This is a genomic window from Pandoraea horticolens (assembly GCF_902459555.1).
GTDB classification, from domain to species: domain Bacteria; phylum Pseudomonadota; class Gammaproteobacteria; order Burkholderiales; family Burkholderiaceae; genus Pandoraea; species Pandoraea horticolens.
On sequence record NZ_CABPSM010000010.1, the window covers coordinates 160,137 to 186,022 of the forward strand.

18 protein-coding genes and 1 pseudogene are annotated in these 25,886 nt (G+C 62.9%); 11 read left to right on the plus strand and 8 right to left on the minus strand.

The genetic code is table 11. The features are described 5' to 3' along the window. Positions 1-341 precede the first annotated feature (341 nt). Complete coding sequence (gene gshA / locus PHO31112_RS17150; protein WP_281355105.1) at positions 342-2,030, plus strand: glutamate--cysteine ligase; 1,689 nt, start codon at positions 342-344, stop codon at positions 2,028-2,030. A gap of 106 nt (positions 2,031-2,136) precedes the next feature. Here gshA and PHO31112_RS17155 read toward each other — a convergent pair whose 3' ends face one another. From PHO31112_RS17155 to PHO31112_RS17175, 5 genes are all read right to left on the minus strand, one after another. Next, a complete protein-coding gene (locus PHO31112_RS17155; RefSeq protein ID WP_042116427.1) occupies positions 2,137-2,460 on the minus strand; it encodes an AzlD domain-containing protein in 324 nt (107 codons plus the stop codon). Then, a complete protein-coding gene (locus PHO31112_RS17160) occupies positions 2,457-3,269 on the minus strand; it encodes an AzlC family ABC transporter permease (protein ID WP_150621575.1) in 813 nt (270 codons plus the stop codon). Before PHO31112_RS17160 ends, PHO31112_RS17155 begins: the two co-directional genes overlap by 4 nt. A gap of 216 nt (positions 3,270-3,485) precedes the next feature. Beyond that, positions 3,486-5,993, minus strand: a complete 2,508-nt coding sequence (locus tag PHO31112_RS17165) for a penicillin-binding protein 1A (RefSeq protein ID WP_425495210.1) — start codon at positions 5,991-5,993, stop codon at positions 3,486-3,488. Positions 5,994-6,232: 239 nt separating this feature from the next. Beyond that, positions 6,233-6,865: a LysE family translocator gene (locus PHO31112_RS17170; RefSeq protein WP_150621576.1), complete on the minus strand. Its 633-nt coding sequence runs from the start codon at positions 6,863-6,865 to the stop codon at positions 6,233-6,235. Positions 6,866-6,957: 92 nt separating this feature from the next. Continuing rightward, positions 6,958-7,260, minus strand: coding sequence for a hypothetical protein (locus tag PHO31112_RS17175; RefSeq protein ID WP_150621577.1), 303 nt, complete (start codon positions 7,258-7,260; stop codon positions 6,958-6,960). 311 nt (positions 7,261-7,571) lie between these two features. Here PHO31112_RS17175 and PHO31112_RS27945 point away from each other — a divergent pair, with 311 nt between their 5' ends. Further along, the gene (locus PHO31112_RS27945; protein ID WP_150621578.1) at positions 7,572-9,194 is read left to right on the plus strand and encodes a methyl-accepting chemotaxis protein; all 1,623 of its coding nucleotides are present in this window, start codon (positions 7,572-7,574) and stop codon (positions 9,192-9,194) included. 141 nt (positions 9,195-9,335) lie between these two features. Then, positions 9,336-9,752 (plus strand): hypothetical protein, encoded by a 417-nt coding sequence (locus PHO31112_RS17185; protein ID WP_150621579.1) that lies wholly within the window; start codon positions 9,336-9,338, stop codon positions 9,750-9,752. A 119-nt stretch (positions 9,753-9,871) separates the two neighbouring features. On the opposite strand, the gene PHO31112_RS17190 is transcribed toward PHO31112_RS17185, so the two are convergent. Then, positions 9,872-11,596 carry an NADPH-dependent assimilatory sulfite reductase hemoprotein subunit gene (locus PHO31112_RS17190; protein ID WP_150621580.1) on the minus strand — a complete coding sequence of 575 codons (1,725 nt, stop codon included), beginning with the start codon at positions 11,594-11,596 and terminating at the stop codon, positions 9,872-9,874. Positions 11,597-11,658: 62 nt separating this feature from the next. Beyond that, the gene (locus tag PHO31112_RS17195) at positions 11,659-13,497 is read right to left on the minus strand and encodes an assimilatory sulfite reductase (NADPH) flavoprotein subunit (protein WP_150621581.1); all 1,839 of its coding nucleotides are present in this window, start codon (positions 13,495-13,497) and stop codon (positions 11,659-11,661) included. A 543-nt stretch (positions 13,498-14,040) separates the two neighbouring features. On the opposite strand from PHO31112_RS17195, the gene PHO31112_RS17200 reads away from it, so the two are divergent. The 7 genes from PHO31112_RS17200 to PHO31112_RS17230 all read left to right on the plus strand — a co-directional run bounded on the left by PHO31112_RS17200 (position 14,041) and on the right by PHO31112_RS17230 (position 23,403). Continuing rightward, positions 14,041-16,902, plus strand: coding sequence for a 2-oxoglutarate dehydrogenase E1 component (locus tag PHO31112_RS17200; protein WP_150621582.1), 2,862 nt, complete (start codon positions 14,041-14,043; stop codon positions 16,900-16,902). Positions 16,903-16,991: 89 nt separating this feature from the next. Beyond that, a complete protein-coding gene (gene odhB / locus PHO31112_RS17205; protein ID WP_150621583.1) occupies positions 16,992-18,257 on the plus strand; it encodes a 2-oxoglutarate dehydrogenase complex dihydrolipoyllysine-residue succinyltransferase in 1,266 nt (421 codons plus the stop codon). Between the two features lie 103 nt (positions 18,258-18,360). After that, entirely contained in the window at positions 18,361-19,791 is a 1,431-nt protein-coding gene (gene lpdA / locus PHO31112_RS17210; RefSeq protein ID WP_150621584.1) for a dihydrolipoyl dehydrogenase, read from the plus strand. Between the two features lie 93 nt (positions 19,792-19,884). Continuing rightward, complete coding sequence (zapE, locus tag PHO31112_RS17215) at positions 19,885-20,982, plus strand: cell division protein ZapE (protein ID WP_150621585.1); 1,098 nt, start codon at positions 19,885-19,887, stop codon at positions 20,980-20,982. 605 nt (positions 20,983-21,587) lie between these two features. Next, the gene (locus tag PHO31112_RS17220) at positions 21,588-22,220 is read left to right on the plus strand and encodes a DUF2939 domain-containing protein (RefSeq protein ID WP_150621586.1); all 633 of its coding nucleotides are present in this window, start codon (positions 21,588-21,590) and stop codon (positions 22,218-22,220) included. A 38-nt stretch (positions 22,221-22,258) separates the two neighbouring features. Beyond that, positions 22,259-22,732: a DUF2147 domain-containing protein gene (locus tag PHO31112_RS17225; RefSeq protein WP_150621587.1), complete on the plus strand. Its 474-nt coding sequence runs from the start codon at positions 22,259-22,261 to the stop codon at positions 22,730-22,732. A 281-nt stretch (positions 22,733-23,013) separates the two neighbouring features. Next, positions 23,014-23,403: a DUF2147 domain-containing protein gene (locus PHO31112_RS17230; protein ID WP_246178324.1), complete on the plus strand. Its 390-nt coding sequence runs from the start codon at positions 23,014-23,016 to the stop codon at positions 23,401-23,403. A gap of 475 nt (positions 23,404-23,878) precedes the next feature. Here PHO31112_RS17230 and PHO31112_RS17235 read toward each other — a convergent pair whose 3' ends face one another. Then, positions 23,879-24,337: a MarR family winged helix-turn-helix transcriptional regulator gene (locus PHO31112_RS17235; RefSeq protein WP_174995759.1), complete on the minus strand. Its 459-nt coding sequence runs from the start codon at positions 24,335-24,337 to the stop codon at positions 23,879-23,881. 2 nt (positions 24,338-24,339) lie between these two features. Between PHO31112_RS17235 and PHO31112_RS17240 the strand changes: the two are divergent. Beyond that, a pseudogene (locus PHO31112_RS17240) lies at positions 24,340-25,736 on the plus strand (sigma 54-interacting transcriptional regulator). The last annotated feature ends 150 nt before the right edge of the window (positions 25,737-25,886 follow it).

A 25,886-nucleotide genomic window follows, 5' to 3' on the forward strand; every position in this document is an offset into this window, starting at 1 on the left:
GTCGTGCGTCCCGTCCTGCCCGGCACCGGTCCTTCAGTGGGCAGATCAAGGTGTCGGACGATCACCATTCATCGTGCATTCAGGCGCGTTCATCGCTCAACTCGCGTGAGTCGTCCTGCACGGCCGGGACTGATGCGGGATTGAGGCGGCGTCCGGCGCGCTTTGGCGTTTTCAGTTATGCTCAGGCCAAATTCGCGCCGTGCCGCGCATCGAGCGTGTCCCCCGGAGTTCCGGCTCCGGCGGTCGTGCCGCTGCCATCGGCACCCCGTAGAACCCGCATACGCCGCCGAATTGGCACCGGTCATGGCCTCGCGCCGTGAAGGGTGTCGGCGACGAAAGCCATGCCAGAGCATTGCGCCAGTCCAGAGGGATGGAAGTTGGAAAAACAGAATCGTCAACACGAACAAACTGCTCACACCGGACAACATGCCGGCCACGCGCTGCTTGACCGGCGCCTGGCGCTCATCATGCAACCCGCACATCGTGCGCTGCTCGGTGAGGGCTTGTCCGGCATCGAACGTGAAACCTTGCGCGTCGAAGACAACGGCGCGCTTGCCCTGACGCCGCATCCGCGCGCGCTGGGTTCCGCATTGACCAACGAAGAGATCACGACCGATTACTCCGAAGCGCTGCTCGAGTTCATCACACCGCCTCAGCACGACGCCGCCGACGTTATCGCGCGTCTGGGCGAAATCCATCAGTTCGCCTATCGCAAGCTCGGCGCGGAGTTGCTGTGGAGCGATTCGGTGCCGCCGGCATTGCCGCCGGAAGACGTGATTCCTATCGCCGACTACGGCACGTCGCACATTGGCATGCTCAAGCATGTCTATCGCCGCGGCCTCGCCCTGCGTTACGGCAAGCCGATGCAGTGCATCGCAGGCATTCACTACAACTTCTCGCTGGCCGAACCCGTGTGGGAACTGTTGCGCGAGAGCGAAGGTGTCAAGGACTCGGCCCGCGACTATCAATCGGCCCGCTATGTCGCGCTTATCCGCAATTTCCGCCGCTATAGCTGGCTGCTGATGTATCTGTTCGGCGCCTCGCCGGTGCTGCACGCGGAATTCCTGCGCGGCCGCCAGCATGGGCTGGAATCGTTCGACGAAGGCACGCTCGGCCTGCCGTATGCGACCAGTCTGCGCATGAGCGATCTGGGCTATCAGAACAGCGCGCAGTCCGAAGTTTCGCCGTGCTACGACTGCCTGCCCAGCTACATCGATGCGCTCACGCAAGCCGTAAGCCAGCCGCACCCAGCTTATGAAGCGCTCGGCACCAAGCGCGACGGCGAATGGATTCAGCTCTCGACCAACCTGCTGCAAATCGAGAACGAGTTTTACGCCACCATTCGTCCCAAGCGAGTGACCTACAGTGGTGAGCGTCCGGTGCAGGCGCTGGCGCGCCGTGGCGTGCAGTACGTTGAAGTTCGCTGCATCGATATCGATCCGTTCCAGCCGGCGGGCATCGACGTCGACACGGCACGCTTCATCGATGCCTTTCTGCTGTTCTGCGCGTTCGAAGACAGCCCGTCGTGCTCGAACGCCGAGAACATGGAGAACCGCGACAACTTCGCTCACGTCGTCAAAGAAGGCCGTAAGCCGGGCCTCGTGCTGCACCGCGGCGGTCAGGCGGTCACGCTGTTCGATTGGGCCGAGGCGCTGCTCGATCGCATCGACCGCACGGCAGCCGCCTTCGACGCGCAGCGTGGCGGGGCGCATTACGCGCATACGATGTCGCTGCAACGCGCGAAGGTGCAAGACGTCTCGCTCACGCCGTCCGCGCGTGTGATGGCCTCGCTTGAACCGCTGCGCGGCACGAAGGGCGGTGCGTTCCAGGCGTTTGCGCTCGCGCAGAGCAAGCGCCATGCGCAGACGCTGCGCGACATGCCGCTCGATGCAAGCGTGATCGAGCACTTCGAAACGCTGGCTCGCAAGTCGCTCGATACGCAGGCGGAACTGGAGCGCACGCAGGTGGGTGATTTCGACGTGTTCGTCGCCGCCTACCGTGCAGGCACGCTCGGTACGGTCTCCGTCTGACGCACGGTTTGCCATGCCATGAAAAAAGCGCCTCTCGGGGCGCTTTTTTCTTAGGCGTGATGTCTTGTGCGTAATGTGTGTGATGCGCGCCATGCGCACCCGGCGGTCATCCCAACACGCCCAACTGCCACGTAAAGAAGACGGCGAGTCCCGCGCCAATGGTGAGCAACTGGTGACGCGTCGCGGCGCATACCGCAATCGCTACCAGTGCCGCCACGAGTTGAGGATTGCGCCACGTCAACTCGAGACCGTTGCCGTGCGGCGCGAGCGTCATCGGTACGATGATCGCCGTGAGCACCGTCACGGGGACGAACGAGAGCGCTTCGCGCAGCCATTCGGGAAAGCGCACGCGGTCACCCAGCACGAAGATGCCCGCCTTGACGGCGAAGGTGACGGTCGCCATGCCGAGAATCGCCAGCACGTAGTTCATTGCGCACCTCCCGTGGTGCTTTCCTGCGAGCGCAAGCCGGTGCGCTCATCCGGGGGATTCGCGCCCAGGCCGCCATCTCGCTTTCCGGTGGGCGACGCCCGCCCGCCGTCGCGACGCCTTGCGTGCAACGTCAGCATGCCGGCGGCGATCCCGAGCGTCACGGCGACGAGCAAGCCGAGCTTGTACGGCAAGCCCTGACACAGATACGCGCTCGCCCCTGCAACGACCGTCGCGATAGCCCACGGCATGCGGGCCATCTGCGGCACGATGATCGCGATGAACGTGGCGACCATCGCGAAGTCGAGCCCGAGCGTCTGCAAGCGCGGGAATGCGGTGCCGAACAACAGGCCGGCAAGTGTCCACACCTGCCAGTTGATGTACATCGACAGGCCTGAGCCGAAGAAATACCACTGACCCATGGGGTCGTCAGGGTGCCGGTGGAAATGGCTGCTGGTCACGGCGAACGTCTCGTCCGTCAGAAGGAATCCCAGCAAGGCACGCCAGCGCAGATTCAGATGCCGCACGTGGGGCAACAGGTTGGCGGCGTACAGCATGTGACGCAGATTGACGATCAACGTCGTTGTCCACAGGACGACATAGCCCACGCCGGTCGCGAAGAGACCGGCGGCGATGAACTGGCTGGACCCGGCGAAAACGGCGAGCGACATGAGTTGACCGTGCCATGTCGCCAGGGGCGTGGTGGCAACCAGCGCACCGAAGATCAGGCCGAACGGGGCCGCGCCGACGATCATCGGCAGGGTATCGCGGGCACCTGCGGCAAAGCTGGCCGCGCGGGACGAAACCGGCATGGTGAGGGCTTTCCTGAGGGTAAAAGGTGAGTGATGAGTCCGTTGAGGATAGCGCGTGCGCCGTGCCGCGCGCTTGTACGTTCTTGCGCTAGCCTCGGGAGGGCGCGAAGCCGGGGGCGGGAAAATGCAAGAACGGCCACCTGTCGGGTGGCCGTGCGTGGCGCCCGGATTCGGCGAACGTCTGTCAGCTTGCGCGGGCAGACATCGCACGGTAGGTCACGGACGCTTGAACATGTCGAGGATGCGCGCTTTCTCGTTGACGTCGACGCCCCCCGGCGATGGGGGCTGACCGGAAGCAGGCGGTGGGGCAGCGGGCGACGGCGAATTGTTGCCGAAGAACGGCAGCGAGAAGCCACCGCCGTTGTCGTCGATACCAATGCTCGCAACAAAGCCGTTGCCCGGCAACTTGTCGGTCTCGTAAAGCTCGCCGTTCACGACGCTGACCCCTTCGGGCATCGCCATCTGTTGCTGCGGCACGCCGTTCAGCGCCACGCCCATGTACTTGGTCCATACCGGTAGCGCCAGTTGCGCACCGAACTCACGACTTCCAAGCGTCTTGGGCTGGTCGAAACCGAGCCACGCTACCGCAACGAGCGAAGGCTGATAGCCAGCGAACCAGCCGTCGAGGGCGTCGTTGGTCGTACCGGTTTTTCCCGCCAGATCGGCACGCTTGAGCACGTTCGTGCCCGAGCCCGTTCCGCGTTGCGCCACTGTTTGCAACAGGCTGTTCATGATGAACGCGTTGGGCGCAGAAATCGCGCGGGCGGCGTTTACCCCGGCGATCACGGGCGCGGCCTTATTGAGCACGTTGCCGCGCGCATCGCGGATCTCTCCGATCAGATACGGCGCAACACGATAGCCGCCGTTGGCGAACACCGCGTAGGCACCGGCCAATTGCAGCGGTGTGGTCTGCCCGGCGCCCAGGGCCATCGGCAGATACGGCGGCACCTTGTCGGCATCGAAGCCGAAGCGCGTCGCATATTCCTGCGTGTACTGCGTTCCCGCGAATTGCAGCAGACGGATCGCCACGAGGTTCTTCGAGCGTTGCAGGCCTTCGCGCACGGTCATCGGGCCGCTAAAGGCGTCGTCGTCATGCGGGTCCCACGCCTGGCCACCGGTCTGGGCAGGTGGCAGGTTGAGCGGGCCGTCCATCACCATCGTCGCCGGACTCACGCCTTTCTCGATCGCCGCCGAGTACACCACCGGCTTGAATGTCGAGCCCGGTTGACGCCATGCCTGCGTCGCGCGATTGAACTTGCTCTGGTTGAAGTCGAAGCCGCCGACCAGCGCGCGGATGGCGCCGTCGTCCGGCGAGAGCGAGACGAGCGAGCCTTGCACTTCCGGCAACTGCACAATGCGCCACTTCCCGCGCGCGTCTTTCATCACGCGGATGATCGAGCCCGGACGGATACGTACCTTTTCACCGGCCTTGGCCGAGAGGGCAGACGCTGCGAAGCCGATGCCGTCGCCGTTGACGGTGACCGCATCGCCCGAGAGCGGAATCGCGGTGACCTGCGACGCGCTGGCGGCCACTACCACGGCCGCGACCAGATCACCGTTGTCGGGATGTTCAAGCAGCGTGTCTTCGATCAGTTGCTGCCGGTCGGGCATCGCCGCAGGCAGCTCCACGTAGCCTTCCGGGCCGCGATAGGCATGACGGCGTTCGTAGTCGAGCACACCCATGCGCACCGCTTCGTACGCCGCTTGCTGCTTCTTCGAGTCGAGCGTCGTGATGACGGTCAGGCCGCGCGTATAGGTGTCGTCCTTGTATTCGTCGTACACGGCCTGACGCACCATTTCGGCGACGTATTCCGCATGCACGTTGTATTCGTTGCCGGAGGTACGCGTGCGAATCGGCTCGTGCAGGGCGTCTTCGTACTGATTGCGCGAGATATAGCCCAGATCGAGCATGCGCTTGAGGATGTACTCCTGCCGGATCTTCGCGCGCTTCGGGTTGACGATCGGGTTGTAGGCCGACGGCGCCTTGGGCAGTCCGGCCAGCATCGCCGCTTCGCCGAGCGTGACGTCCTTCAGGTCCTTGCCGAAATAGATGCGGGCCGCGCTCGCGAAGCCGTACGCGCGTTGACCCAGATAGATCTGATTCATGTACAGCTCGAGAATCTTATCCTTGGACAGGGCAGATTCGATCTTGTAAGCGAGCAGCATTTCGTAGATCTTGCGCGTGGCCGTTTTCTCTCGCGAGAGGAAGAAGTTGCGCGCGACCTGCATCGTGATCGTACTGGCGCCCTGCGCCGCGCCGCCGTGCAATACGTCGGACACGCCCGCACGCAGAATGCCGATGAAATCGACGCCGCCATGATCGTAGAAACGATAGTCCTCGATCGCGAGCACGGCCTTCTTCATGACATCCGGAATCTGGTCGATGGTGACCAAGCTGCGGCGCTCTTCGCCGAATTCGCCGATCAGCACGTTATCGGACGTGTAGATGCGCAACGGCACCTTTGGCCGGTAGTCGGTGATGACGTCCAGCGGCGGCAGGTTCGGGCGCATGACGATCAGCGCGTAACCGGTGAGCAGCGCGCCGACGATGGCCAGGCCTGCCAACGTGACGAGGATGGCGGCGAAAGTGCCGAAACCACGTTGTCGACCGGGGGCAGGTGGCGAGGCAACGTGGGCAGACGATGCCTGGGGCGGAATGACGGGGGAGTTGCGGTGCGCCGGATCAGACGGCGCACGAGGCGGCAAACAATGCTTCAAGGACATACCCAACGAAAATTGCAGGATGGGAACAGGCCAGCCGGCCTAGCGCTGCGTGGATCCCCGCCGCGCGGCGAAATCGGTGCAGTATGCCACGCCCGGCGCGGCACCCTCCAAAAAAATGGGGGCGCAGGCACGGCAAACCGCGAGACGTTGGAGTGGTGAGGGCGCCGGAGGGGTTCCGGGCCGGTCCAGGGCGACGAAGTCAAGAAACGAGACACGCCTGGGCAGTGCCGGTCACTTGCTCAGCGGCGCGCTTCAGTGGCCATGCGCACGGCCAGCGCACCAAGCACACCGCCCATCAGCCAGCGCTGGATGCGCAGCCACGCAGGGCGCTGCCCAAGGAATCGGGCGATGCTGCCGGCGCACAGGGCAACCGAAGCGTTCACTGCCACGCTAACGATGATTTGCGTGGTGCCCAGTACCAACGACTGCGCGAGCACACTGCCGTGCTCCGGATGAACGAACTGCGGCAGCAGCGCGAGATACAGCATCGCGATCTTCGGATTGAGTACCGAGGTGAACAGGCCCATCAGGAACAGACGGCGATTGCTGTCGCGCTCGAGTACGCGTACCTCGAACGGCGACCGGCCACCCGGTTTGAGCGCCTGCCAGGCCAGCCAGAACAGGTAGATCGCACCGCCGAAGCGCAATAAGTCGTAGGCAAACGGCACGGCGAAAAGCAGGGCGGTGATACCGAACGCCGCGCACATCATATAGAACACGAAACCCAAGGCCACGCCACCCAACGAGACGAGCCCTGCGGCCGGCCCCTGGCACAGCGAGCGTGAGACCAGATACATCATGTTCGGTCCCGGCGTCAGGGCCATTCCGATGGCGACCAGCGCGAAGGCCAGCCAGGTCGAGATTGCAGGCATTTGGATTGCGTCTCAAAAGGGCAAGCTGCAAGATACCACGCCCGAGAGGCGAACGCCCGAAGAGTGAAATCGGGGATTCGTACGATGCGAATTCAGCCCAGCCGTTTGAGAAAAACGGTCATTTCCTTCTCGGCCTGCCGGTCGCCGTGCGCCTGCGCAGCGGCAATGCCGTGCGTCCACGCATCGCGGGCGCCGTCAATATCGTCAGCCCCCTGGCGTGCCTTGCCCAGCAGCTTCCACGCCGCCGTATACGCGGGATCGAAGGCCACGCAACGGGTCAGATGCACCGCTGCAACGGCGAAGTCCTGGGCGTCCAGATACGCCTTCCCGAGTCCGAAACGCAACAGCGCGTTGTCTTTGCCGGCGGCCAGCAGTTTCTCAAGTCCTTCGATCATGTTTCGAATATATCGGATGAATATATAAAATGACATAAGATCATGCCCGCTTCCCCGAGTCACCGGCCGTGTCGAGTCGCTTTTCTCCGGTGCCTGTCGTTTTGGCTTGCAAAACAAGCGGCGAGCGGTATCCTCGTGTGCCGACCCCTTGATTTGCATCAATCGGACGTCGACCGATGACTTGGCGCGCGGGCACGTAAACCCGCAGGATGCTCAAGTCTGGCGTGCGACACGCCGATGTGACAAGTATTACCGGCCCGAAAGAGGCCGGGCCGGGGTGGGAAAACCACTACATAAGACGGAGACAACACATGTTGCGTAGCTTCTCGATCAAGGCGCGCCTGAGTATCACGATGGCGCTGTTGGCTGCATTGTTGATTCTGTTGGGCGCGCTCGGCATTGCCGGTATGACACGCACCGGAGATGCGCTTCGCGAGACGTATGCCAATCACCTTGCCGCTACCGTGGCGTTGGGCAAGGATAACGCCACGCTTGCGCGCACTCGCGCCATTCTCGATCGCGTGGTGCTTCATCCCGAATCGCCCGATGCCGACAAGGTGGCCGCCCGCGCCCGAAGCATGATTAAGGAAGCGAACGCCGCCTGGGCGGCGTATCAGGCGTTGCCGCATGGCGCGCAGGAGAAGCGTCTGGCCGACGACGTTGCGGCGCGCCGCGCCACGTTCTTCGATCAGGGGATGGACCCGATGCTCGCCGCCATCGACGCGCGCGATCGTACGGCGATGGACGACATCACGATGAACGTGCTGCCCAAGCACTATGCCGTGCTCACCACGGCCAGCGATGCGTTGGCCGCCTACAAGATGAAGCTCGGGCACGACACGTACGAAGCGTCCATGTCGGAACTGGCGGCGTTCCGCTGGTTGAGTATCGGCGCGACGGTGCTCGGTGTGCTCATGGCCATCGCCTGCTATTTTTCGCTGCGCGGCGCGATCATGCGCCCGCTCGGCGAAGCCCTGGCGACCTTCGAGAACATCGCGGCCGGTCAGCTCGACAACGCGGTACAGGTGCGCGGCAAAGACGAAATGTCGATGCTTATGCGCGGGCTCGACACGATGCAGTCGCGCCTCGCCGGCACGATTCGCGGCGTGCGCCGAAGTTGCGATGCCATGGCCACGGCTACGGCGGAGATCTCGGCGGGCAATACCGATCTGTCGGCCCGCACCGAGCAGCAGGCCGCTTCGCTGGAGGAAACGGCGTCGTCGATGGAGCAATTGACCGCGACCGTCAAACAGAACGCCGACAACGCCCGTCAGGCAAGCCAACTGGCGGTCAATGCCTCGGATATCGCGGCACGCGGTGGTCAGGTTGTCGCCCGTGTGGTCGACACGATGCAGGGGATTTCGACGAGTTCGTCGCAAGTCGTGGACATCATCAGTGTGATCGACGGTATCGCGTTCCAGACCAATATTCTTGCGCTCAATGCTGCTGTGGAAGCGGCCCGCGCAGGCGAACAGGGACGCGGCTTCGCCGTGGTGGCGGGCGAGGTGCGCACACTGGCACAGCGCAGCGCCACGGCCGCGCGCGAGATCAAGACGCTCATCGAGGCGTCGGCGCAGAAGGTGGCCGATGGCTCGACGCTCGTGGCTGAGGCCGGCCGCACGATGGACGACATTGTTCAGGCCGTGCACCGCGTGACCGACATCATGGGCGAGATCTCGGCGGCATCGGATGAGCAGAGCGGCGGCATCGAGCAGGTGAATCAGGCCGTCACGCAGATGGATACCGTGACGCAACAGAACGCCGCGCTCGTGGAGCAAGCCGCTGCGGCCGCCGCGTCGCTGGAGGATCAGACGAGCGCGCTGCGCGAGGAAATGGCGCGATTCCAGTTGGGCGACGAAGGTCCCGCGCATGGCGGGGGGCGGCGCCCTGCCTTGCATGCCGTGGGCGCAGCTTCGCTTTCGCTGGCCGCGTGAGTCGCATGAGTCGCATGATGCACGCCTGACGAAGACGCCGCGAAAGGGCCCGGCGAGGGCGCAGGTAGGGCGGGTTCATGGCGGCGACGCGCCGAACCGGGTACCATTGCCCATCTTTTGCTCAGTTGAGGGTGTCGAAGTATGAAGCGAGTGGCGCGGATGGCGGCGGTGACGATTCTGGTCGGCGTAGCGGCTGGCATGGCGGGATGTGGCCCGATCAACCAGATGAGCCGGCCCGATCCGGCAACGGGTCGACTGCTCGACCAGGGAACCGAGGCCGATCGCTTCATGGTGCTCAACTGCATTTATCACGGCTGGAGCGAGTTGTCGCAGAATGTCGACTCGACGTCGTATGCCCGCCAGGGCGCCGACCGCGTGCGTGTCTATCGCGGCCGGGATGCGCAGGGCACCGCCATCTACAACCCGTATGTCGACATCATGCAAGGCGGTTTCGGATCGCGTCTTCAGTATTACGAAACACCCGGCAGCAACCTGCCGCGTGACTACGAGAAGACTGTCAGGCGCTGCATGGTGCCGTACTCCGGCAGTACCGACTAACCGTCGATGCACCGCTTGAAGACCGCGAAGGGGTGGGTCAGCACATCGGCAGTCAGCGATTCAGCAGTACCAAAGCCCCGGCGAGTCTTGCCGGGGTTTTTCGTTGGTACACAGGGCACTCAGCCGTGAAAGTCCTCGCGGGCTTCAACCACTTCCTTCACCACTCCCTGACGTACGAGAAAATCGCCGAATTTCTCGCCGTCGTCGCGCTCCAGGGCGTAACGCTGAAAGACCGGCGTGAGTTCGGCAACGATCTGCTCTTCGCTGAGGGACTCTTTATATAGCTTGTTCAACCGCTGACCGTGGAAGCCCGCGCCCAGATATAGGTTGTACTTGCCCGCCGATTTGCCAACCAGACCGATCTCGGCGAGGTAGGGGCGCGCACAGCCGTTCGGGCAACCTGTCGTACGGATAGTGATCGGCTCGCCCGCGAGCCCAGCGTCGTCGAGCACTTTTTCCAGCCGTGTGACGAGGCCGGGCAGCGCGCGTTCGCTCTCGGCCAGCGCCAGACCGCAGGTCGGGAACCCGACGCACGCCATCGAATTGATTCGCAGCGCGCTTTGGTGCTTGCCGTCGAGCAGGCCGAATTGCTTCGCGAGCGCTTCGATCTGCGGCTTCTTCGCGTCGCTCACCCGAGCGACGATCAGGTTCTGGTTCGCCGTGATGCGAATGTCGCCGTCATGCACGCCGGCGATCTCGCGCAGACCGGTCATCAGGCGGTAGTCGTCCCAATCCTTCACCCGTCCGTTCTGAATGAAGAGGGTGAGATGCCACAAATCGTCCGCGCCCCTGAGCCAGCCGTACTGATCGCCATTGGTCGTGAACCGGAACGAACGGGCCGGCGCGAGAGACCAGCCGAGATAGCGGTTGAGTTCCTCCTTGAACCACTCCACGCCCCGGTCGTCGATCGTGTACTTCAGGCGGGCGTGCTTGCGGTTCGTGCGGTCGCCAAAGTCGCGTTGCACGAGCAGCACCTTCTCCGACACCTCAACAATGCGATCCGCGGGGATATAGCCGATGACAGTCGCCGTGCGGGGGTACGTCGCCGCATCGCCGTGCGTCATGCCCATACCGCCGCCGACGCTCACGTTGAAGCCCTCGAGTTTGCCGTCGTCGCCCACGATGGCGATAAAGCCCAGATCGTTGGCGTAGAGGTCGACGTCGTTGTTCGGCGGAATGGCGATCGCGATCTTGAATTTGCGCGGCAGATAATGCTTGCCGTAGATCGGTTCGTGATCTTCCTTACCCTCGCCCAAACGCTTGTCGCCAAGCCAGATCTCGCGATAGGCCGTGGTTTGCGGCAGCAGGTGCCGATCGATCTTCAGGCACCAGTCGAGCGCCTCGGCGTGGGCGGGGGAGAGGTGCGGGTTGTTGGAGACGAGCGTGTTACGGTTGACGTCGCCGCACGCGGCAATACTGGTCATCGCCACGTCGTCGATGCCCCTGATGAGCGGGCGCAGCTGGTGCTTGAGCACGTTGTGATACTGCACCGTCTGGCGCGTGGTCAGGCGAATCGTGTTGCCACCGTACTTCTGCGCGAGGTCGTCGAGTTTGAGCCATTGCGCTGGCGTGCATACGCCGCCCGGCATGCGCAGACGGATCATGAACTGGTACGCCGGTTCGAGTTTCTGCTTCTGACGTTCGCCGCGCAGGTCGCGATCGTCCTGCATGTAGGAGCCGTGAAACTTGAGTAGTTGGGCGTCCTTCTCGAAGATGGCGCCCGTGAGCGGGTCGGCCAGACCCTCGGCAATCGTGCCGCGCAGGTAATGGCTGGCGTCTTTGATCTTCTCGACCTCGGAGCGTGCCGCCGGCGGGGCGGCGCTGGTTTGCGTAGGTTGTGTCATGTGGGCTGCTGTCTCGGTGAGCGCGGGCTTGCCGCTCGGGTCTTGTCGGGCGCGCGCGGCGGTCAGTAGACGTCGCGCTGATAACGCTTTTCGCGTTGTAACGTCTTCACATACTCGGCCGCAGCATCCTGCGTCAGCGCGCCGTGTTCCGCGACGATGTCGATAAGCGCGGTGTTCACGTCACGCGCCATCTGGTCGGCGTCGCCGCACACGTACAGGTGCGCTCCTTCCTGCAACCATGCATACAGGGCCTTGCCCTGCTCGCGCATGCGGTGCTGCACGTAGACCTTGTCTTCAGAGTCGCGTGAGAACGCGAGGTCGATCCGGGTGAGCGCGCCGTCTTTCACGTAGCGCTGCCATTCGCGTTGATACAGGAAGTCGGTGCGGAAGTTGCGGTCGCCGAAGAAGAGCCAGTTCTTGCCCGGCGCGTCCAGCGCCTGACGCTCCTCGACGAACGCCCGGAATGGCGCGATGCCGGTGCCCGGGCCAATCATGATGACCGGCGCATTGGTATCCGACGGCAACTTGAAATTGCGATTGCCTTCAATGTAGACCGGCACGGTCTCGCCTTCGCGGGCAACGTCGGCCAGATATGTCGACGCCACGCCACGGCGTGAACGATCGTGGCTCTCATAGCGCACCGCGCCTACGGTGATATGCACGGCGTCCGGATTGGCCGCCAGACTCGACGCAATCGAGTACAGACGTGGCTGGAGCGTACGCAGGGTGCCGACAAACTCGGCCGTCTTCACCTTGCGGGCCGGGAACTGGCGCACGACGTCGAGGACATCACGTCCATACAGGTAATCGCGCAACGCCGTTTCGTTGCCGGCAGCGAGCAGCGCCTTGAGTTCGGTCGCGTCTGTGAGGGCAGCGTATTTCTCCAGAAATCCGCGCGACAGCGTAGTGATGTCGTAAGCGCGCAGGAAGGCGTCGCGCAAGGACAAGGTGCTGTCCTGTGTGGTCGTGGTGGCCTGCGGGTCCAGGGCCAGCGCGTCGATGAGGTTGTCGACCAGCACGTCGTCGTTCGTCACGACGACGCCTAACGCGTCGCCCGGCTCGTAGGTGAGGCCAGACCCTTCGAGCGAGAGTTCGACGTGATGCACTTCCTTCGACGAGCCCCGACCCGACAGCGTGATGTTCTCGATCACCGTGGCCTCGAACGGGCGCTTGCGACTGTATTGACTCGATGCGGCGGCAGACGGCGTACCGCTTGTCAGGGCGGCGAGGGTCAGACTCTCGGCCGACCCGATGCCCTTGGCGGGGGAGGGGGCAGCCGGCGCCGCCACGCGCTTGAGCGCCTCGATGACGTCTTCGATCCATCGCTCGGCCGGTGCGTCATAGTCGACGTCGCTATCGACACGGGCGACGAGGCGCTCGCCACCCAGTTCGGCCAGCCTGACATCGAAGTCTTTGCCGGCCTGGCAGAACTTCTCGTAGCTCGAATCACCCAGCCCGAGCACCGCAAAACGTGTGCCCTCGAGCTTGGGCGCCTTCGCGCCATGCAGGAAATCGCAAAAATCGCGGGCGTCGTCCGGTGGCTCGCCTTCGCCTTGTGTCGACACGGTAACGAGCAGCAACTTGTCGGTCTTCAGACGCGACGCCTTGTAATCTCCCATCGCAAACAGATCGACCTTGAAGCCCGCGTCCACCGCACGCGCCTTGGCGTGCTCGGCAACTTCCTGGGCATGGCCGGTTTGCGAGCCGTACAGAATGGTCAGGTGCGGGGCGGCGGCGCTGGCCGTGGCGAATGCCGGCGTCTGCGCGCCCGCATGCCGCACCGAGTGGTTGATGCCGGCGAGAAACCCTCGCACCCACGCGAGCTGCTCGGTGGAAAGGCCATCGACCAGTTGGCTGAGCAACAGGGCCTGCTGGGCGTTAAGCGGCGTCGTCTCTTGCATGTCGTTCCTGACTCCAGGGGCCGGACCCGTGTGGAAGCCTCGGCGGGGCAGCCCCGTCAAGCCACTCCCCGATGAACCGGCAAGGGGATATTCATCACCATATCGGCTAGCCTTTAGAAATTAAAATAATAAAATTTAATTTTTATATATCTAATTTACATATTGGAATAAGGCGCGAGGGGGCGGGCGGCTCTGGGAGGCATCGTGAAAATGCGTGCGATGACGGCACGTTCGCGGTCAATTCGCGCTCAGGTGATGTGAAATCGGGGCCGGATGTGCGCATGCGGGTCCAGCAGCGAACGCTGGTTCGGCTGCGGGCGCCGCGCCGTCTGCAACGCATGCGGCGGGCACGCCGCAAGTCCCCGTACGACGGCTTCCCCGCTCGGTCGGGGCCGGGAAAACGTGCTATGCTCCACGCCGTGATTGATCAGGTCCTTCCAAGCACCACTTGATTCTCGCAATCCGCTAATCGGTCAGGCCGTGTCGCGGAAGGTTTCGTAACCCGCTATTTCTCGAGATACTCGTAGAAAAGGTGAGCGCAAAATGAGTTTGATGGAACAATTCCAAGCGAACTCGTACCTCTTCGGTGGCAATGCCCCGTACGTCGAAGAGCTGTACGAGTCGTATCTAGATAATCCGGCTTCGGTGCCGGACAACTGGCGCCAGTATTTCGACGCGCTGCAAAACGTTCCCGCTGTTGATGGTTCCAACGCCAACGACGTGGCTCACGCCCCGATCGTGGAGTCGTTCGCCCAGCGCGCCAAGGCCAACGCCTTCGTGTCGCGAGCTGGTGCTTCCGACCTGGCCGTGGCCCGCAAGCAGGTTCACGTGCAGTCGCTCGTCGCCGCCTACCGCTTCCTGGGCGCACGCTGGGCCAATCTGGACCCGCTCAAGCGTCAGGAACGTCCCGCCATTCCGGAACTGGAACCCGCGTTCTACGACCTGACCGAAGCCGACATGGATAGCGTGTACTCGGCCGAGAACACGTACTTCGGTTTCGAACAAGCCAGCCTGCGCGACCTGCTCAAGTCGCTTCGCGACACGTACTGCGGCTCGATCGGCGCCGAGTACATGTATATCAGCGATCCGGTGCAAAAGCGCTGGTGGCAAGAGCGTCTGGAGAAGGTGCGTGCAACGCCCAACTTCACCGCTGAAAAGAAGAAGCACATCCTCGAACGCCTGACGGCCGCTGAAGGCCTCGAGCGTTATCTGCACACCAAGTTCGTCGGCCAGAAGCGCTTCTCGCTCGAAGGCGGCGAATCCTTCATCGTGGCGATGGACGAACTCGTCCACCACGCCGGTGCCAAGGGCGTGCAGGAAATCGTGATCGGCATGGCCCACCGTGGCCGTCTGAACGTGCTGGTCAACACCCTCGGCAAGATGCCGTCGGACCTGTTTGCCGAATTCGAAGGCAAGCACGTCGACGACCTGCCGGCCGGTGACGTGAAGTACCACAAGGGCTTCTCGAGCGACGTCTCGACGAGCGGCGGCCCGGTCCACCTGTCGCTGGCGTTCAACCCGTCGCACCTTGAAATCGTGAACCCGGTGGTCGAAGGCTCGGCCAAGGCCCGTATGGATCGCCGCGGCGACGCCGATGCGGCCAGCGTGCTGCCGGTGCAGGTTCACGGTGACGCCGCGTTCGCGGGTCAGGGCGTCGTGATGGAAACGCTGAACCTCGCGCAAACGCGTGGTTACGGTACGCACGGTACGGTGCACATCGTCATCAACAACCAGATCGGCTTTACCACGTCGGATCCGCGTGACGCGCGTTCGACGACATATTGCTCGGACGTGGTCAAGATGATCGAGGCTCCGGTGCTGCACGTGAACGGCGACGATCCGGAAGCGGTCGTGCTGGCCATGCAACTGGCGCTCGAGTTCCGTCAGGAATTCAAGAAGGACGCCGTCGTGGACATCGTTTGCTACCGCAAACTGGGCCACAACGAGCAAGACACCCCGGCGGTCACGCAGCCGCTGATGTACAAGAAGATTGCCCAACACCCGGGCACGCGCGCACTGTACGTCGAGAAGTTGGTCACGCAAGGCGTGATCACTGCGGAAGAAGGCAATGGCTTCGTTGCGGCTTACCGCAAGGCCATGGACGACGGTCATCACACCATCGACCCGGTGCTCTCGAACTACAAGAGCAAGTACGCGGTTGACTGGGTGCCGTTCCTGAACAAGAAGTGGACCGATGCCGGCGATACGGCTGTGCCGCTGAACGAACTCAAGCGTCTGGCCGAGCGCATCACCACGATCCCGGCGAACTTCAAGGTTCACCCGCTCGTCGAGAAGGTCATCAACGACCGTAGCCGGATGGGCAAGGGCGAGCAGCCGCTCGACTGGGGGATGGGCGAGCATCTGGCATTCGCGTCGCTGGTCTCGTCGGGCTTCGCTGTGCGCCTGACCGGTCAGGATTCGGGCCGCGGTACGTTCACGCACCGCCACTCGGTACTTCACGACCAGAACCGCGAGCGTTGGAACGACGGTACGTACGTGCCGCTGCAACACGTGGCCGAGGGCCAGGCCAACTTCACGGTGATCGACTCGGTGCTGTCCGAAGAAGCCGTGCTGGGCTTCGAATACGGTTACTCGACTGCCGAGCCGAACACGATGGTGTTGTGGGAAGGCCAGTTCGGCGACTTCGCCAACGGTGCACAGGTCGTGATCGACCAGTTCATCTCGAGCGGTGAAGTGAAGTGGGGCCGCGTGTCGGGCCTGACGATGTTGCTGCCGCATGGCTATGAAGGTCAGGGTCCGGAGCACTCGTCGGCACGTATCGAGCGCTACCTGCAACTGTGCGCCGACACGAACATGCAAGTGGTCCAGCCGACCACGCCGGCGCAGATATTCCACCTGCTGCGTCGTCAGATGATCCGCCAGTTGCGCAAGCCGCTGATCGTGTTCACGCCGAAGTCGCTGCTGCGTCACAAGGAAGCAGTGAGCGATCTGTCGGAACTCGCCAAGGGCGGCTTCCAGACGATCATCGGCGAAACCGATGCTTCGATCGACGCCAAGAAGGTCAAGCGCGTTGTCGCCTGCTCGGGCCGCCTGTACTACGACCTGATCGCTCGCCGTCGCGAAGAGAAGTTGAACGACGTCGCGATCATCCGCGTGGAACAGCTCTATCCGTTCCCGCACAAGGCGTTCGAGAACGAGCTGAAGAAGTACGAAAGCCTCGCCGAAGTGGTGTGGGCCCAGGACGAGCCGCAAAACCAGGGTCCGTGGTTCTACATCGAACACCACCTGATCGAAAGCATGAGCGCCGGTCAGAAACTGGCTTACGCGGGTCGCGCGGCCTCGGCCTCGCCTGCCGTGGGCTACTACGCCAAGCACTACGAACAGCTCAAGCAGTTGCTCGATACGGCTTTCGGTCGCCTCAAGGGCGCGACCGTGGTGCAGTAACCGGTTAGGTCTTTCAGCGGTCGTCCTCCCCCAAGGACGGCCGCTGCCGTATTTCCGAATTGAACGTTTATCGAATCCAGGATCCAGAAATGGCCATTGTTGAAGTCAAAGTCCCCCAGTTTTCCGAGTCGGTTTCCGAAGGCACGCTGCTCGGCTGGAAGAAGAAAGTCGGCGAAGCCATCGCCCAAGATGAAACCGTGATCGAAGTCGAGACCGACAAGGTCGTGCTCGAAGTGCCGGCGCCCGCCGCTGGCGTGATCGTCGAAGTGAGCGCCGGCGAAGGCGACACCGTGACGTCGGAACAAGTCATTGCCAAGATCGACACCGAAGCCAAGGCAGGCGCTGCCGCACCGGTCGCCGCCAAGCCGGCGGAAGCCGCTGCGCCGGCCGCTGCCGCTGCCCCGGCCGCTGCTGCCGCAGCCGGTGGTGCTTCGGGGGGGATCGCCAGCCCGGCCGCTGCCAAGGTGCTGGCTGAGAAGAACCTGTCGGCGACCGACGTCGCCGGCTCGGGCCGTGACGGCCGCGTGACCAAGGGCGATGCCCTGGCCGTTGGCGCCAAGCCGGCTGCCGCCGCTTCGTCGATTCCCGCACCGGCACCGCGTGCCGCGCTGCCGTCGGTGTCCGCCCCGGTGGGCCGCGACACGTCGCTGGAAGGCCGTCCGGAACAGCGCGTGCCGATGTCGCGTCTGCGTGCCCGTATCGCCGAGCGCCTGCTGCAATCGCAACAGACCAACGCCATTCTGACCACGTTCAACGAGGTCAACATGAAGCCGGTGATGGATCTGCGCAACAAGTACAAGGACAAGTTCGAGAAGGAACACGGCGTGAAGCTGGGTTTCATGTCGTTCTTCGTCAAGGCGGCTGTCCACGCGCTCAAGAAGTACCCGGCCGTGAACGCCTCGATCGACGGTAACGACATCGTCTACCACGGCTACTTCGACATCGGTATCGCTGTCGGCTCGCCGCGCGGTCTGGTGGTGCCGATCCTGCGCAATGCCGACCAGATGAGCCTGGCCGACATCGAGAAGAAGATCGCCGAGTACGGCAAGAAGGCTGCCGACGGCAAGCTGTCGATCGAAGAAATGACCGGCGGTACGTTCTCGATCTCGAACGGCGGTGTGTTCGGCTCGATGCTGTCGACCCCGATCATCAACCCGCCGCAATCGGCCATTCTGGGCGTGCACGCCACGAAGGACCGCGCTGTGGTGGAGAACGGCGAGATCGTCATCCGCCCGATGAACTACCTGGCCATGAGCTATGACCACCGCATCATCGACGGCCGCGAAGCCGTGCTGAGCCTCGTCGCCATGAAGGAAGCGCTGGAAGATCCGGCTCGCCTGCTGCTCGACCTGTAAGCGTTAGCGCGCACTGCGCGGTATTGGCCGGCCACGCGCTGCATGCGCCATGTGGCCGGCGCACCGCGCCTTTCCCTGCCGTCAACCTTCACTGAGTCTCAAAATGGCAAATAAAGAATTTGATGTAGTCGTTATCGGCGCAGGCCCTGGTGGTTATATCGCCGCCATTCGCGCCGCGCAACTTGGCTTCTCGGTCGCTTGCGTCGAAAAGTGGACCAACCCGGCCGGCAAGATGGTGCTTGGCGGCACCTGCCTGAACGTCGGTTGCATTCCGTCGAAGGCCCTGCTGGCCTCGTCGGAAGAATTCGAAAAGGTCGGTCATCACCTGGCCGACCACGGTATCACCACGTCGGGTGTCTCGATCGACATCGAGAAGATGCTCACGCGCAAGCAAGGCATCGTCGACAAGATGACGGGTGGTATCGAGTATCTGTTCAAGAAGAACAAGATCACGTGGCTCAAGGGCCACGGCAAGTTCGTCGCCAAGAGCGACGGCGGTTACCAGATCGACGTGTCGGGCGAGGCACCCGAGTCGGTCACCGCCAAGAACGTCATCATCGCCACGGGTTCGAAGGCGCGTCACCTGCCGGGCATGCCGGTCGACAACAAGCTCATCTCGGACAACGAAGGTGCGCTCTCGTTCGACACCGTGCCGAAGAAGCTGGGGGTGATCGGCGCCGGCGTGATCGGTCTGGAACTGGGCTCGGTGTGGCGCCGTCTGGGTGCCGAAGTCACCGTGCTCGAAGCCATGCCGGAATTCCTGGCCGCCGCCGATGCGGGCGTTGCCAAGGAAGCTGCCAAGCAGTTCAAGAAGCAGGGTCTGGACATCAACGTGGGCGTGAAGGTCGGCGAAGTCAAGACCGGCAAGAACAACGTCACTGTCAACTACACGGACAAAGACGGCAACGCCAAGACGCTCGACGTCGACCGTCTGATCGTGTCGGTCGGCCGCGTGCCGAACACGGACAATCTGGGCCTGGAAAGCATCGATCTGTCGACCGACGAGCGCGGCTTCATTCCGGTGGACGATCACTGCCGTACCAAGCTGCCGAACGTGTACGCAATCGGTGACGTGGTGCGTGGTCCGATGCTCGCGCACAAGGCCGAAGACGAAGGCGTGCTGGTGGCCGAAGTCATCGCCGGCCAGAAGCCGCATATCGACTACAACTGCATTCCGTGGGTGATCTACACGTCGCCGGAAATTGCCTGGGTCGGTAAGACCGAGCAGCAGTTGAAGGCCGAAGGCCGTGAGTTCAAGCCGGGTCAGTTCCCGTTCGCGGCCAACGGCCGTGCGCTGGGCATGGGCTCGTCGGACGGTTTCGTGAAGGTGCTGGCCGACGCCAAGACCGACGAAATCCTCGGCGTGCACGTGATCGGCCTGAACGCCTCGGACCTGATCGCAGAAGCCGTGGTGGCCATGGAATTCAAGGCCGCGTCGGAGGACATCGGCCGTATCTGCCATCCGCACCCGTCGCTATCGGAAGTGATGCGTGAGGCTGCCCTCGACGTCGAGAAGCGCGCGCTGAACAAGTAAGTCGCTTTACGCTGACGTGTATGAACAAAGGCGAGGTAACTCGCCTTTGTTTTTTCCTGATTTTCTCTGCCCCCCGGCCCGTCGCCGCACCGCATGAACGTTCGCGAATATTACCAACAAGAATTGGCCGCGCGCGGCTACCAGCCCGATGAGGCGCAGGAGCGCGCCGTCGAGCGTTTGCAGCAGTGCTACGACGAATGGGCGGCTTACAAGGCCAAGCGCTCGAATAGCCTCAAGAAGTGGCTCGTGCATCCCGATCTGCCCAAAGGCGTGTACCTCTGGGGCGGCGTGGGTCGCGGCAAGAGCTTCCTGATGGACAGTTTCTATTCGGTGGTGCCGTTGAAGCGTAAAACGCGTCTGCACTTCCACGAGTTCATGCGCGAGGTGCACCACCAATTGCAGGCGCTCAAAGGGCTGCCCGATCCGCTCGATGAACTGGCCAAGCGCATTGCCAAACGATATCGCCTGATCTGCTTCGATGAGTTTCACGTCTCGGATGTGGCCGATGCGATGATCCTGCACCGTCTGCTCGCCGAGCTGTTCAAGAACGGTGTGCAGTTCGTCATGACGTCGAACTATCGTCCTGACACGCTGTACCCGGACGGCCTGCATCGCGATCGTGTACTGCCTGCGATCCGTCTGCTCGAAGAGAAGCTCGACGTGCTCAATGTCGACGCCGGTGTCGACTACCGCCGCCGCACGCTGGCGCAGGTGCAGGTGTATCACTATCCCCTCGGGAACGAGGCCAACCGTGCACTGCGCGCGGCGTTTGCCGAGATCGCCGGGGTGCCCGACGAGAGTCCGCTGCTGCATATCGAACAGCGCGAGCTCAAGGCCCTGCGCCGCGCGGGCGGCGTCGTGTGGTTCGACTTCCATACGCTGTGTGGCGGCCCGCGTTCGCAGAACGACTATCTCGAACTGGCCAACCGCTTCCACACCGTCGTGCTGTCGGATGTGCCCAAGATGACCCCGCGCATGGCCTCGGAAGCGCGTCGTTTCACATGGCTCGTCGACGTGTTCTACGACCACAAGGTCAAGCTGTTGATGTCGGCAGAAGTGCCGCCAGAGGCGCTGTACACCGAGGGTACGCTGGCCAACGAATTTACGCGCACGGTGTCGCGTCTCGTGGAGATGCAGTCGCTGGAGTATCTCGAGGCACCGCGCCGTGTGGTGGATACGTCGCTCACCTGAGCGCACGCCACAATCACCGCGACGTTTGCGGCGCCGGGGGATGCCTGCTATATCCGACATGAACGCTCAGCGCCCATTGCGATCGCGCTGACGCTGTCGCGGGTCGGACGGGGGCGACGGTGGTGGCGGTTGCCGCTGTTCGCGGATATGGTTGTAGATATCGCTGCGCAAATCGCCTTGCGGGCGCACTTCTTGCTGCTGCGGTGCTCGTGATGGTCCGGGCCGTGCGCCACCATGGTTGTCGCCTCGCCCGTCAGGACGATCGGCCGCTTGTGCGAACCAGCTTTGGAAAAAGCGGCTGTCCGACGACGATCGGGCCGATGCGCAGAAAGCGGCACCGGCCAGCATGACGAAACACATTATCCGGACAAGTCGAGTGTGACGCATGTTGCCACCTCCTTGTCGGTTGAACTGCCGCGTGCCCGCACACATGTCTCGCCACCCGGATCGGCGTATGCCGGCATGTGTCACGGTCTTGCAGCTACGCTTTGAGAGTAAGAGGACACAAGCCTGCGTGCTGTAATGATTTGTAAAGCAATGTAAGCCAGCGGGTGGGGGGGCGGTACGTCGCCTACCATGCGCTGTTTGATCGAGGGAGTTTTACGATGCGTAAGCTGTCAATTGCCGGCATTTCCATTGGAGCGCTGGTTGTGGTGCTGGGGTTGCTCTTCGGCTCGCCGTATTACACTTTGTGGCGCGCGCGCGACGCCGCCAACGCCCGTGACGCCACGGCACTGTCGTCGTACGTGGACTATCCCGCAGTTCGGGAGAGTCTGAAGATGAGTTTGCATGACGAACTCGCGCGTCAGATGGACAAACAACGCGGCAACGCCTTCGGCGCGCTGGCGCTCGCGCTTGGCGGCTGGGTGTCGGATCGTGTGGTCGAGGCATTGCTGACGCCGGAGGCCGTGGCCGCTATGCTGCGCGGTGACAGCACGGGGCTGCCGCCGGCACCGGGTGCCCCGGCCCCGCGCGATGCGGCGCCCCAGGCGCCACAGCCGTCGCAAGCGCAGAGCAGTTCGCCGCCGGCACCCCCGGCGGGCGGCGAATCGAGCCAATCGTCACCCTCGGGTAATGAGCCGCCGCGTACTATCACGCGAACCAAGTTTCAGGATTTCAGTCACTTCCTCGTGCATGTGTCGCGTAGTGACCGTCCGGAGCGTGTCGTGACGTTTACGCTCACGCGACGCAATCTCGTGCAGTGGCGTCTGACCGCGATTGCCTTGCCGCCCCTGTAATCGTCAATCTCACTCTTGTCTCGGGTACGTAAGTCATCTTGAAAGCGATTTTGAATGCGTCGTCGTGGCGACGTCTGTGCGTAGCCGTTGCCTTGTCGGGCAACACGCTCTTCGCGATGGCCGCTGCGGATATGCAGACGCCTGTCGGCGTATGGCAAATCGTCGACGAAACCGGCGACCCGAAGGCGCTTATCACCATCACCGAGAAAGACGGTGAATACACGGGATCATTGACCAAGAGCCTCGGCAGGAGCGACGCGCTCGAGCGTCGCTGCAACGACTGCACCGATTGGCGCAAGGGGAAGAAGCTCCAGGGGTTACAGATCATTCGTGGCCTGCGCAAGGCCCCGGAGAGCGACGAGTACACCGGCGGGAGAATTCTTGATCCGGACAGCGGCAGCGAATACGGCGTCAAGATGCGCGTTGTCGACGGCGGCGAAAAACTCGAAGTTCGAGGCTATTTCGGTATCTCGCTGCTGGGCCGCACGCAGACCTGGATACGGGAGCGGTAACGTTGCCTCCCGGTGCAATTGTCGGTATCGATCAGAGGAACGGAACGCTTGTCGGCTAGAGGACTTCCTCAGCACGGCGTCATGCCTTTGGCGTAATCTTCAAAGCGACTCACGCATGCGGCCGGGTGGCAATGGCGGCTATCGCGAGTCCTACGACAATCAATTCCGTATCCGGGAGGATGACAACCGTGAAGCAGATTTCTAACGCGACGTCGTGGCGACGTCTGGGTGCTCACGCGCTCGTCGCAGTGGCGCTGTTGGGGGGGGGGGCCAATGCGGCAATGGCGGCCGACGATACGTCGCCGATCGGCGTATGGAAGACCATCGACGACAACACTGGCAAGCCGAAAGCCCTCGTGACGATTTCGGAGAAGGATGGCGAATACGTCGGCACCATCACCAAGGGTCTTGGCGAAAGCGATGATCCGGAGCGCGTGTGCTCGGCCTGCACCGACGCACGCAAGGGCCAGAAGATGCTCGGCATGCAGATCATTCGCGGCGTGCGTAAAGACGGCGACACTTACGGCGGCGGCAAGATTCTCGATCCGGAAAACGGCAAAGAGTACAACTGCAAGATGACCGTGGTCGACGGAGGCAAGAAGCTCGATGTTCGCGGCTTCATCGGCATCTCGTTGATCGGTCGCACGCAGACATGGATCCGCGAACAATGACCGTGCCGTAGTGGCTTCGGCGCAAGCGCCAAAAAACAAAGACCCGGACGCGATTGCAGTCCGGGTTTTTTTACGTGTCTTTTTTGCTGTCCTCCGTGCGTTCGACGCGGCACATCGTTCAGGGCGCAGATACGACAAAGCCCGGGCAGTGTCGCTTCACTGTCCGGGTTTGCCGTCGTCATTAGGGCCTGCACCCCGCCGACGCCCCCTCTCGCGATTCTCTTCGACGCCTCGCTTTACCTACCGAGCCCACCGAGCCGACCGAACCGGCCACGCCATTGCTGGTGGTCGCCGGATTCGTCGGATTCGTCGGGTTCGTGGGGGCGTGGCCGGGGTGTTGGCCGTGGCTCCGCTGCCACCTCCCGAGCTGGAGCAGCCGGTGACACCGACGATTCCCGCCACCATCGCAGCGAGCAATTCGGGGCGCAGAATCTTCGACATGACGTTTCTCCTCGTTAGGGCAGTTGCCGCGCGCTCAGACCTTGATTGACGCGCCCCGGCTGTTCGAGACAAGACCGGCGATGTCCTGATCGGCCTCGAAACGAAGACGGAAGGTTTCGCTCTTCAGGGTGCGGATGCTCTGCACCAGGAAATCGTGAATCGCGGCGAGTTCGCTGTGGTCGTACGCAGCGCTCACTGCGGTGAGTTCACGCGACACCGAGGACAGGAACTGCTCGATCTGCGCACAACGCGCTTCGATGGGGTGAATCATCACCATGCGGCGGTCGTGCGGATTTTTCTCACGCTCGACAAAGCCTGCACGTTCGAGCCGGTCGATGACCGTGGTAATGCCGCCGGAACTCACGCCCATGAGTTCGGCGAGCTGGCCTGCGGTGATCGATTCGAGTTCGAGAATCAGATCGAGGGCGTTCAGATCGGTGACGTTCAGGCCGAGCTGTTCGATCGCCGAAGGCAGTCGTCGACCAGCGGACAAGCATGAAAAGCAAGCCAGTACGTGAAGATCTCGACGTGTACGTGTGGGAAGGCAAGTCGGACATTGCCGACCGTGTGGCGCATTGCCTCGCGAGCTTCGATATGGAGGTCATTCGCGCCGACGGTGTGGATCTGTCGCGCGAGCGCACCAAGACGCGTCCGTCCATCGCGGTGGTCAGCGTGTCGGTGATCGAAGGCGCATCGACCAACGCACAGGAGTGGCAATTGGGTCACGGCATGCCCGTCATCTGGGTTGCCGCCACGCCGCGCGAGAACGATCCGCGCGTCTATCCGCCCGAGTACAACAACATCCTCACGCTCGACTTTACGGGGGCGGAGCTGCGCACGCTCATCTTCAAGCTCTCGGGCGTCATTGCGGAAGCTGACAGAGCCCGGGTGCCGGCCGACCCGCTTGTCGCGCAGTCGAGCACCATGCTCGGGCTGCTCGCCGAGGTGGACGCCTTCGCCGACTGCGATTCGAACGTCCTCATCCATGGTGAGACGGGGGTGGGCAAAGAGCGCATCGCCCGCTTGCTGCACGACAAGCAGAGTCGCTACGGGCAGGGGCCTTTCGTTGCCGTGAACTGCGGCGCGATTCCCGATGGCCTGTTCGAGTCGCATTTCTTCGGGCACGCCAAAGGGGCCTTCACCGGCGCCCTCTATTCGCACAAGGGCTATTTCGAGCAGGCCAACGACGGCACGCTCTTCCTCGACGAAATCGGCGACTTGCCGCTGTATCAGCAAGTCAAGCTGCTGCGGGTGCTCGAAGACAGTGCGATGACGCGTCTGGGGTCGGCGCAACCGGTGAAGCTCGACTTCCGCCTCGTGGCGGCCACCAACAAGAACCTCAAGACGATGGTGCGCGACGAACTGTTCCGCGCCGACCTGTTCTACCGGCTCGCGGTGATCGAGTTGCATATCCCGAACCTTGAGGCGCGCGGACCGGTCGATAAGCTGGCCGTCTTCACGACCTACCTCGGTAAGGTGGTGGGCGACAGCGAAGTGGGCGCGCAAGTGCCGCCGTGGCTGCGTGAGCGGGTCGAGGGGGCGTGTTTCCCGGTAACGTGCGCGAGATGCGCAATATCGCCGAGCGCGTGGGCATCATCTACCGGCAACTGGGCGGCTGGGACGAACGGCGCATCCGCCCGATCTTCGACGCGCTTTCGATTGGCACCGCCGCACGTGGCGACGATTCGTCACGTGGCGGGGCGCTGAACGAGCGTGCCCGTTGGGACGCCACCGAGCGGGCTCGCATCGTCGCGGCGCTCGATGCCAATGGCTGGCGGCGTCAGGATACGGCCAACGCATTAGGCATCAGCCGCAAGGTGCTGTGGGAGAAGATGCGCAAATATCAGATCCTCGACAACGATTCGGAACTGGCCAACGAGTATCAGGCGTGAGGGGCTCCGTGTTTTGCGTGGGCAACGGCCCGATTTTCGTTTGTATGACGGGATTTGTCTGACAAAGAAGTTCTGTTTCGAGGAACTGGCGCGGACCCCGTAGTTGCGTGGTATCAACAGATGAAATCTAGCGGGCACAATTACGCATTC

Excerpts from the sequence above, each read along its gene's own strand:
- PHO31112_RS17175 (WP_150621577.1), bottom strand. The coding sequence starts at position 7,260 with ATGATCGAAGGACTTGAGAAACTGCTGGCCGCCGGCAAAGACAACGCG.
- gshA (WP_281355105.1), top strand. The coding sequence starts at position 342 with ATGCCAGAGCATTGCGCCAGTCCAGAGGGATGGAAGTTGGAAAAACAG.
- PHO31112_RS27945 (WP_150621578.1), top strand. The coding sequence starts at position 7,572 with ATGTTGCGTAGCTTCTCGATCAAGGCGCGCCTGAGTATCACGATGGCG.
- PHO31112_RS17230 (WP_246178324.1), top strand. The coding sequence starts at position 23,014 with ATGGCGGCCGACGATACGTCGCCGATCGGCGTATGGAAGACCATCGAC.
- PHO31112_RS17185 (WP_150621579.1), top strand. The coding sequence starts at position 9,336 with ATGAAGCGAGTGGCGCGGATGGCGGCGGTGACGATTCTGGTCGGCGTA.
- PHO31112_RS17190 (WP_150621580.1), bottom strand. The coding sequence starts at position 11,596 with ATGACACAACCTACGCAAACCAGCGCCGCCCCGCCGGCGGCACGCTCC.
- PHO31112_RS17220 (WP_150621586.1), top strand. The coding sequence starts at position 21,588 with ATGCGTAAGCTGTCAATTGCCGGCATTTCCATTGGAGCGCTGGTTGTG.
- lpdA (WP_150621584.1), top strand. The coding sequence starts at position 18,361 with ATGGCAAATAAAGAATTTGATGTAGTCGTTATCGGCGCAGGCCCTGGT.
- PHO31112_RS17195 (WP_150621581.1), bottom strand. The coding sequence starts at position 13,497 with ATGCAAGAGACGACGCCGCTTAACGCCCAGCAGGCCCTGTTGCTCAGC.
- PHO31112_RS17165 (WP_425495210.1), bottom strand. The coding sequence starts at position 5,993 with ATGTCCTTGAAGCATTGTTTGCCGCCTCGTGCGCCGTCTGATCCGGCG.
- PHO31112_RS17200 (WP_150621582.1), top strand. The coding sequence starts at position 14,041 with ATGAGTTTGATGGAACAATTCCAAGCGAACTCGTACCTCTTCGGTGGC.
- PHO31112_RS17160 (WP_150621575.1), bottom strand. The coding sequence starts at position 3,269 with ATGCCGGTTTCGTCCCGCGCGGCCAGCTTTGCCGCAGGTGCCCGCGAT.
- zapE (WP_150621585.1), top strand. The coding sequence starts at position 19,885 with ATGAACGTTCGCGAATATTACCAACAAGAATTGGCCGCGCGCGGCTAC.
- odhB (WP_150621583.1), top strand. The coding sequence starts at position 16,992 with ATGGCCATTGTTGAAGTCAAAGTCCCCCAGTTTTCCGAGTCGGTTTCC.
- PHO31112_RS17155 (WP_042116427.1), bottom strand. The coding sequence starts at position 2,460 with ATGAACTACGTGCTGGCGATTCTCGGCATGGCGACCGTCACCTTCGCC.
- PHO31112_RS17170 (WP_150621576.1), bottom strand. The coding sequence starts at position 6,865 with ATGCCTGCAATCTCGACCTGGCTGGCCTTCGCGCTGGTCGCCATCGGA.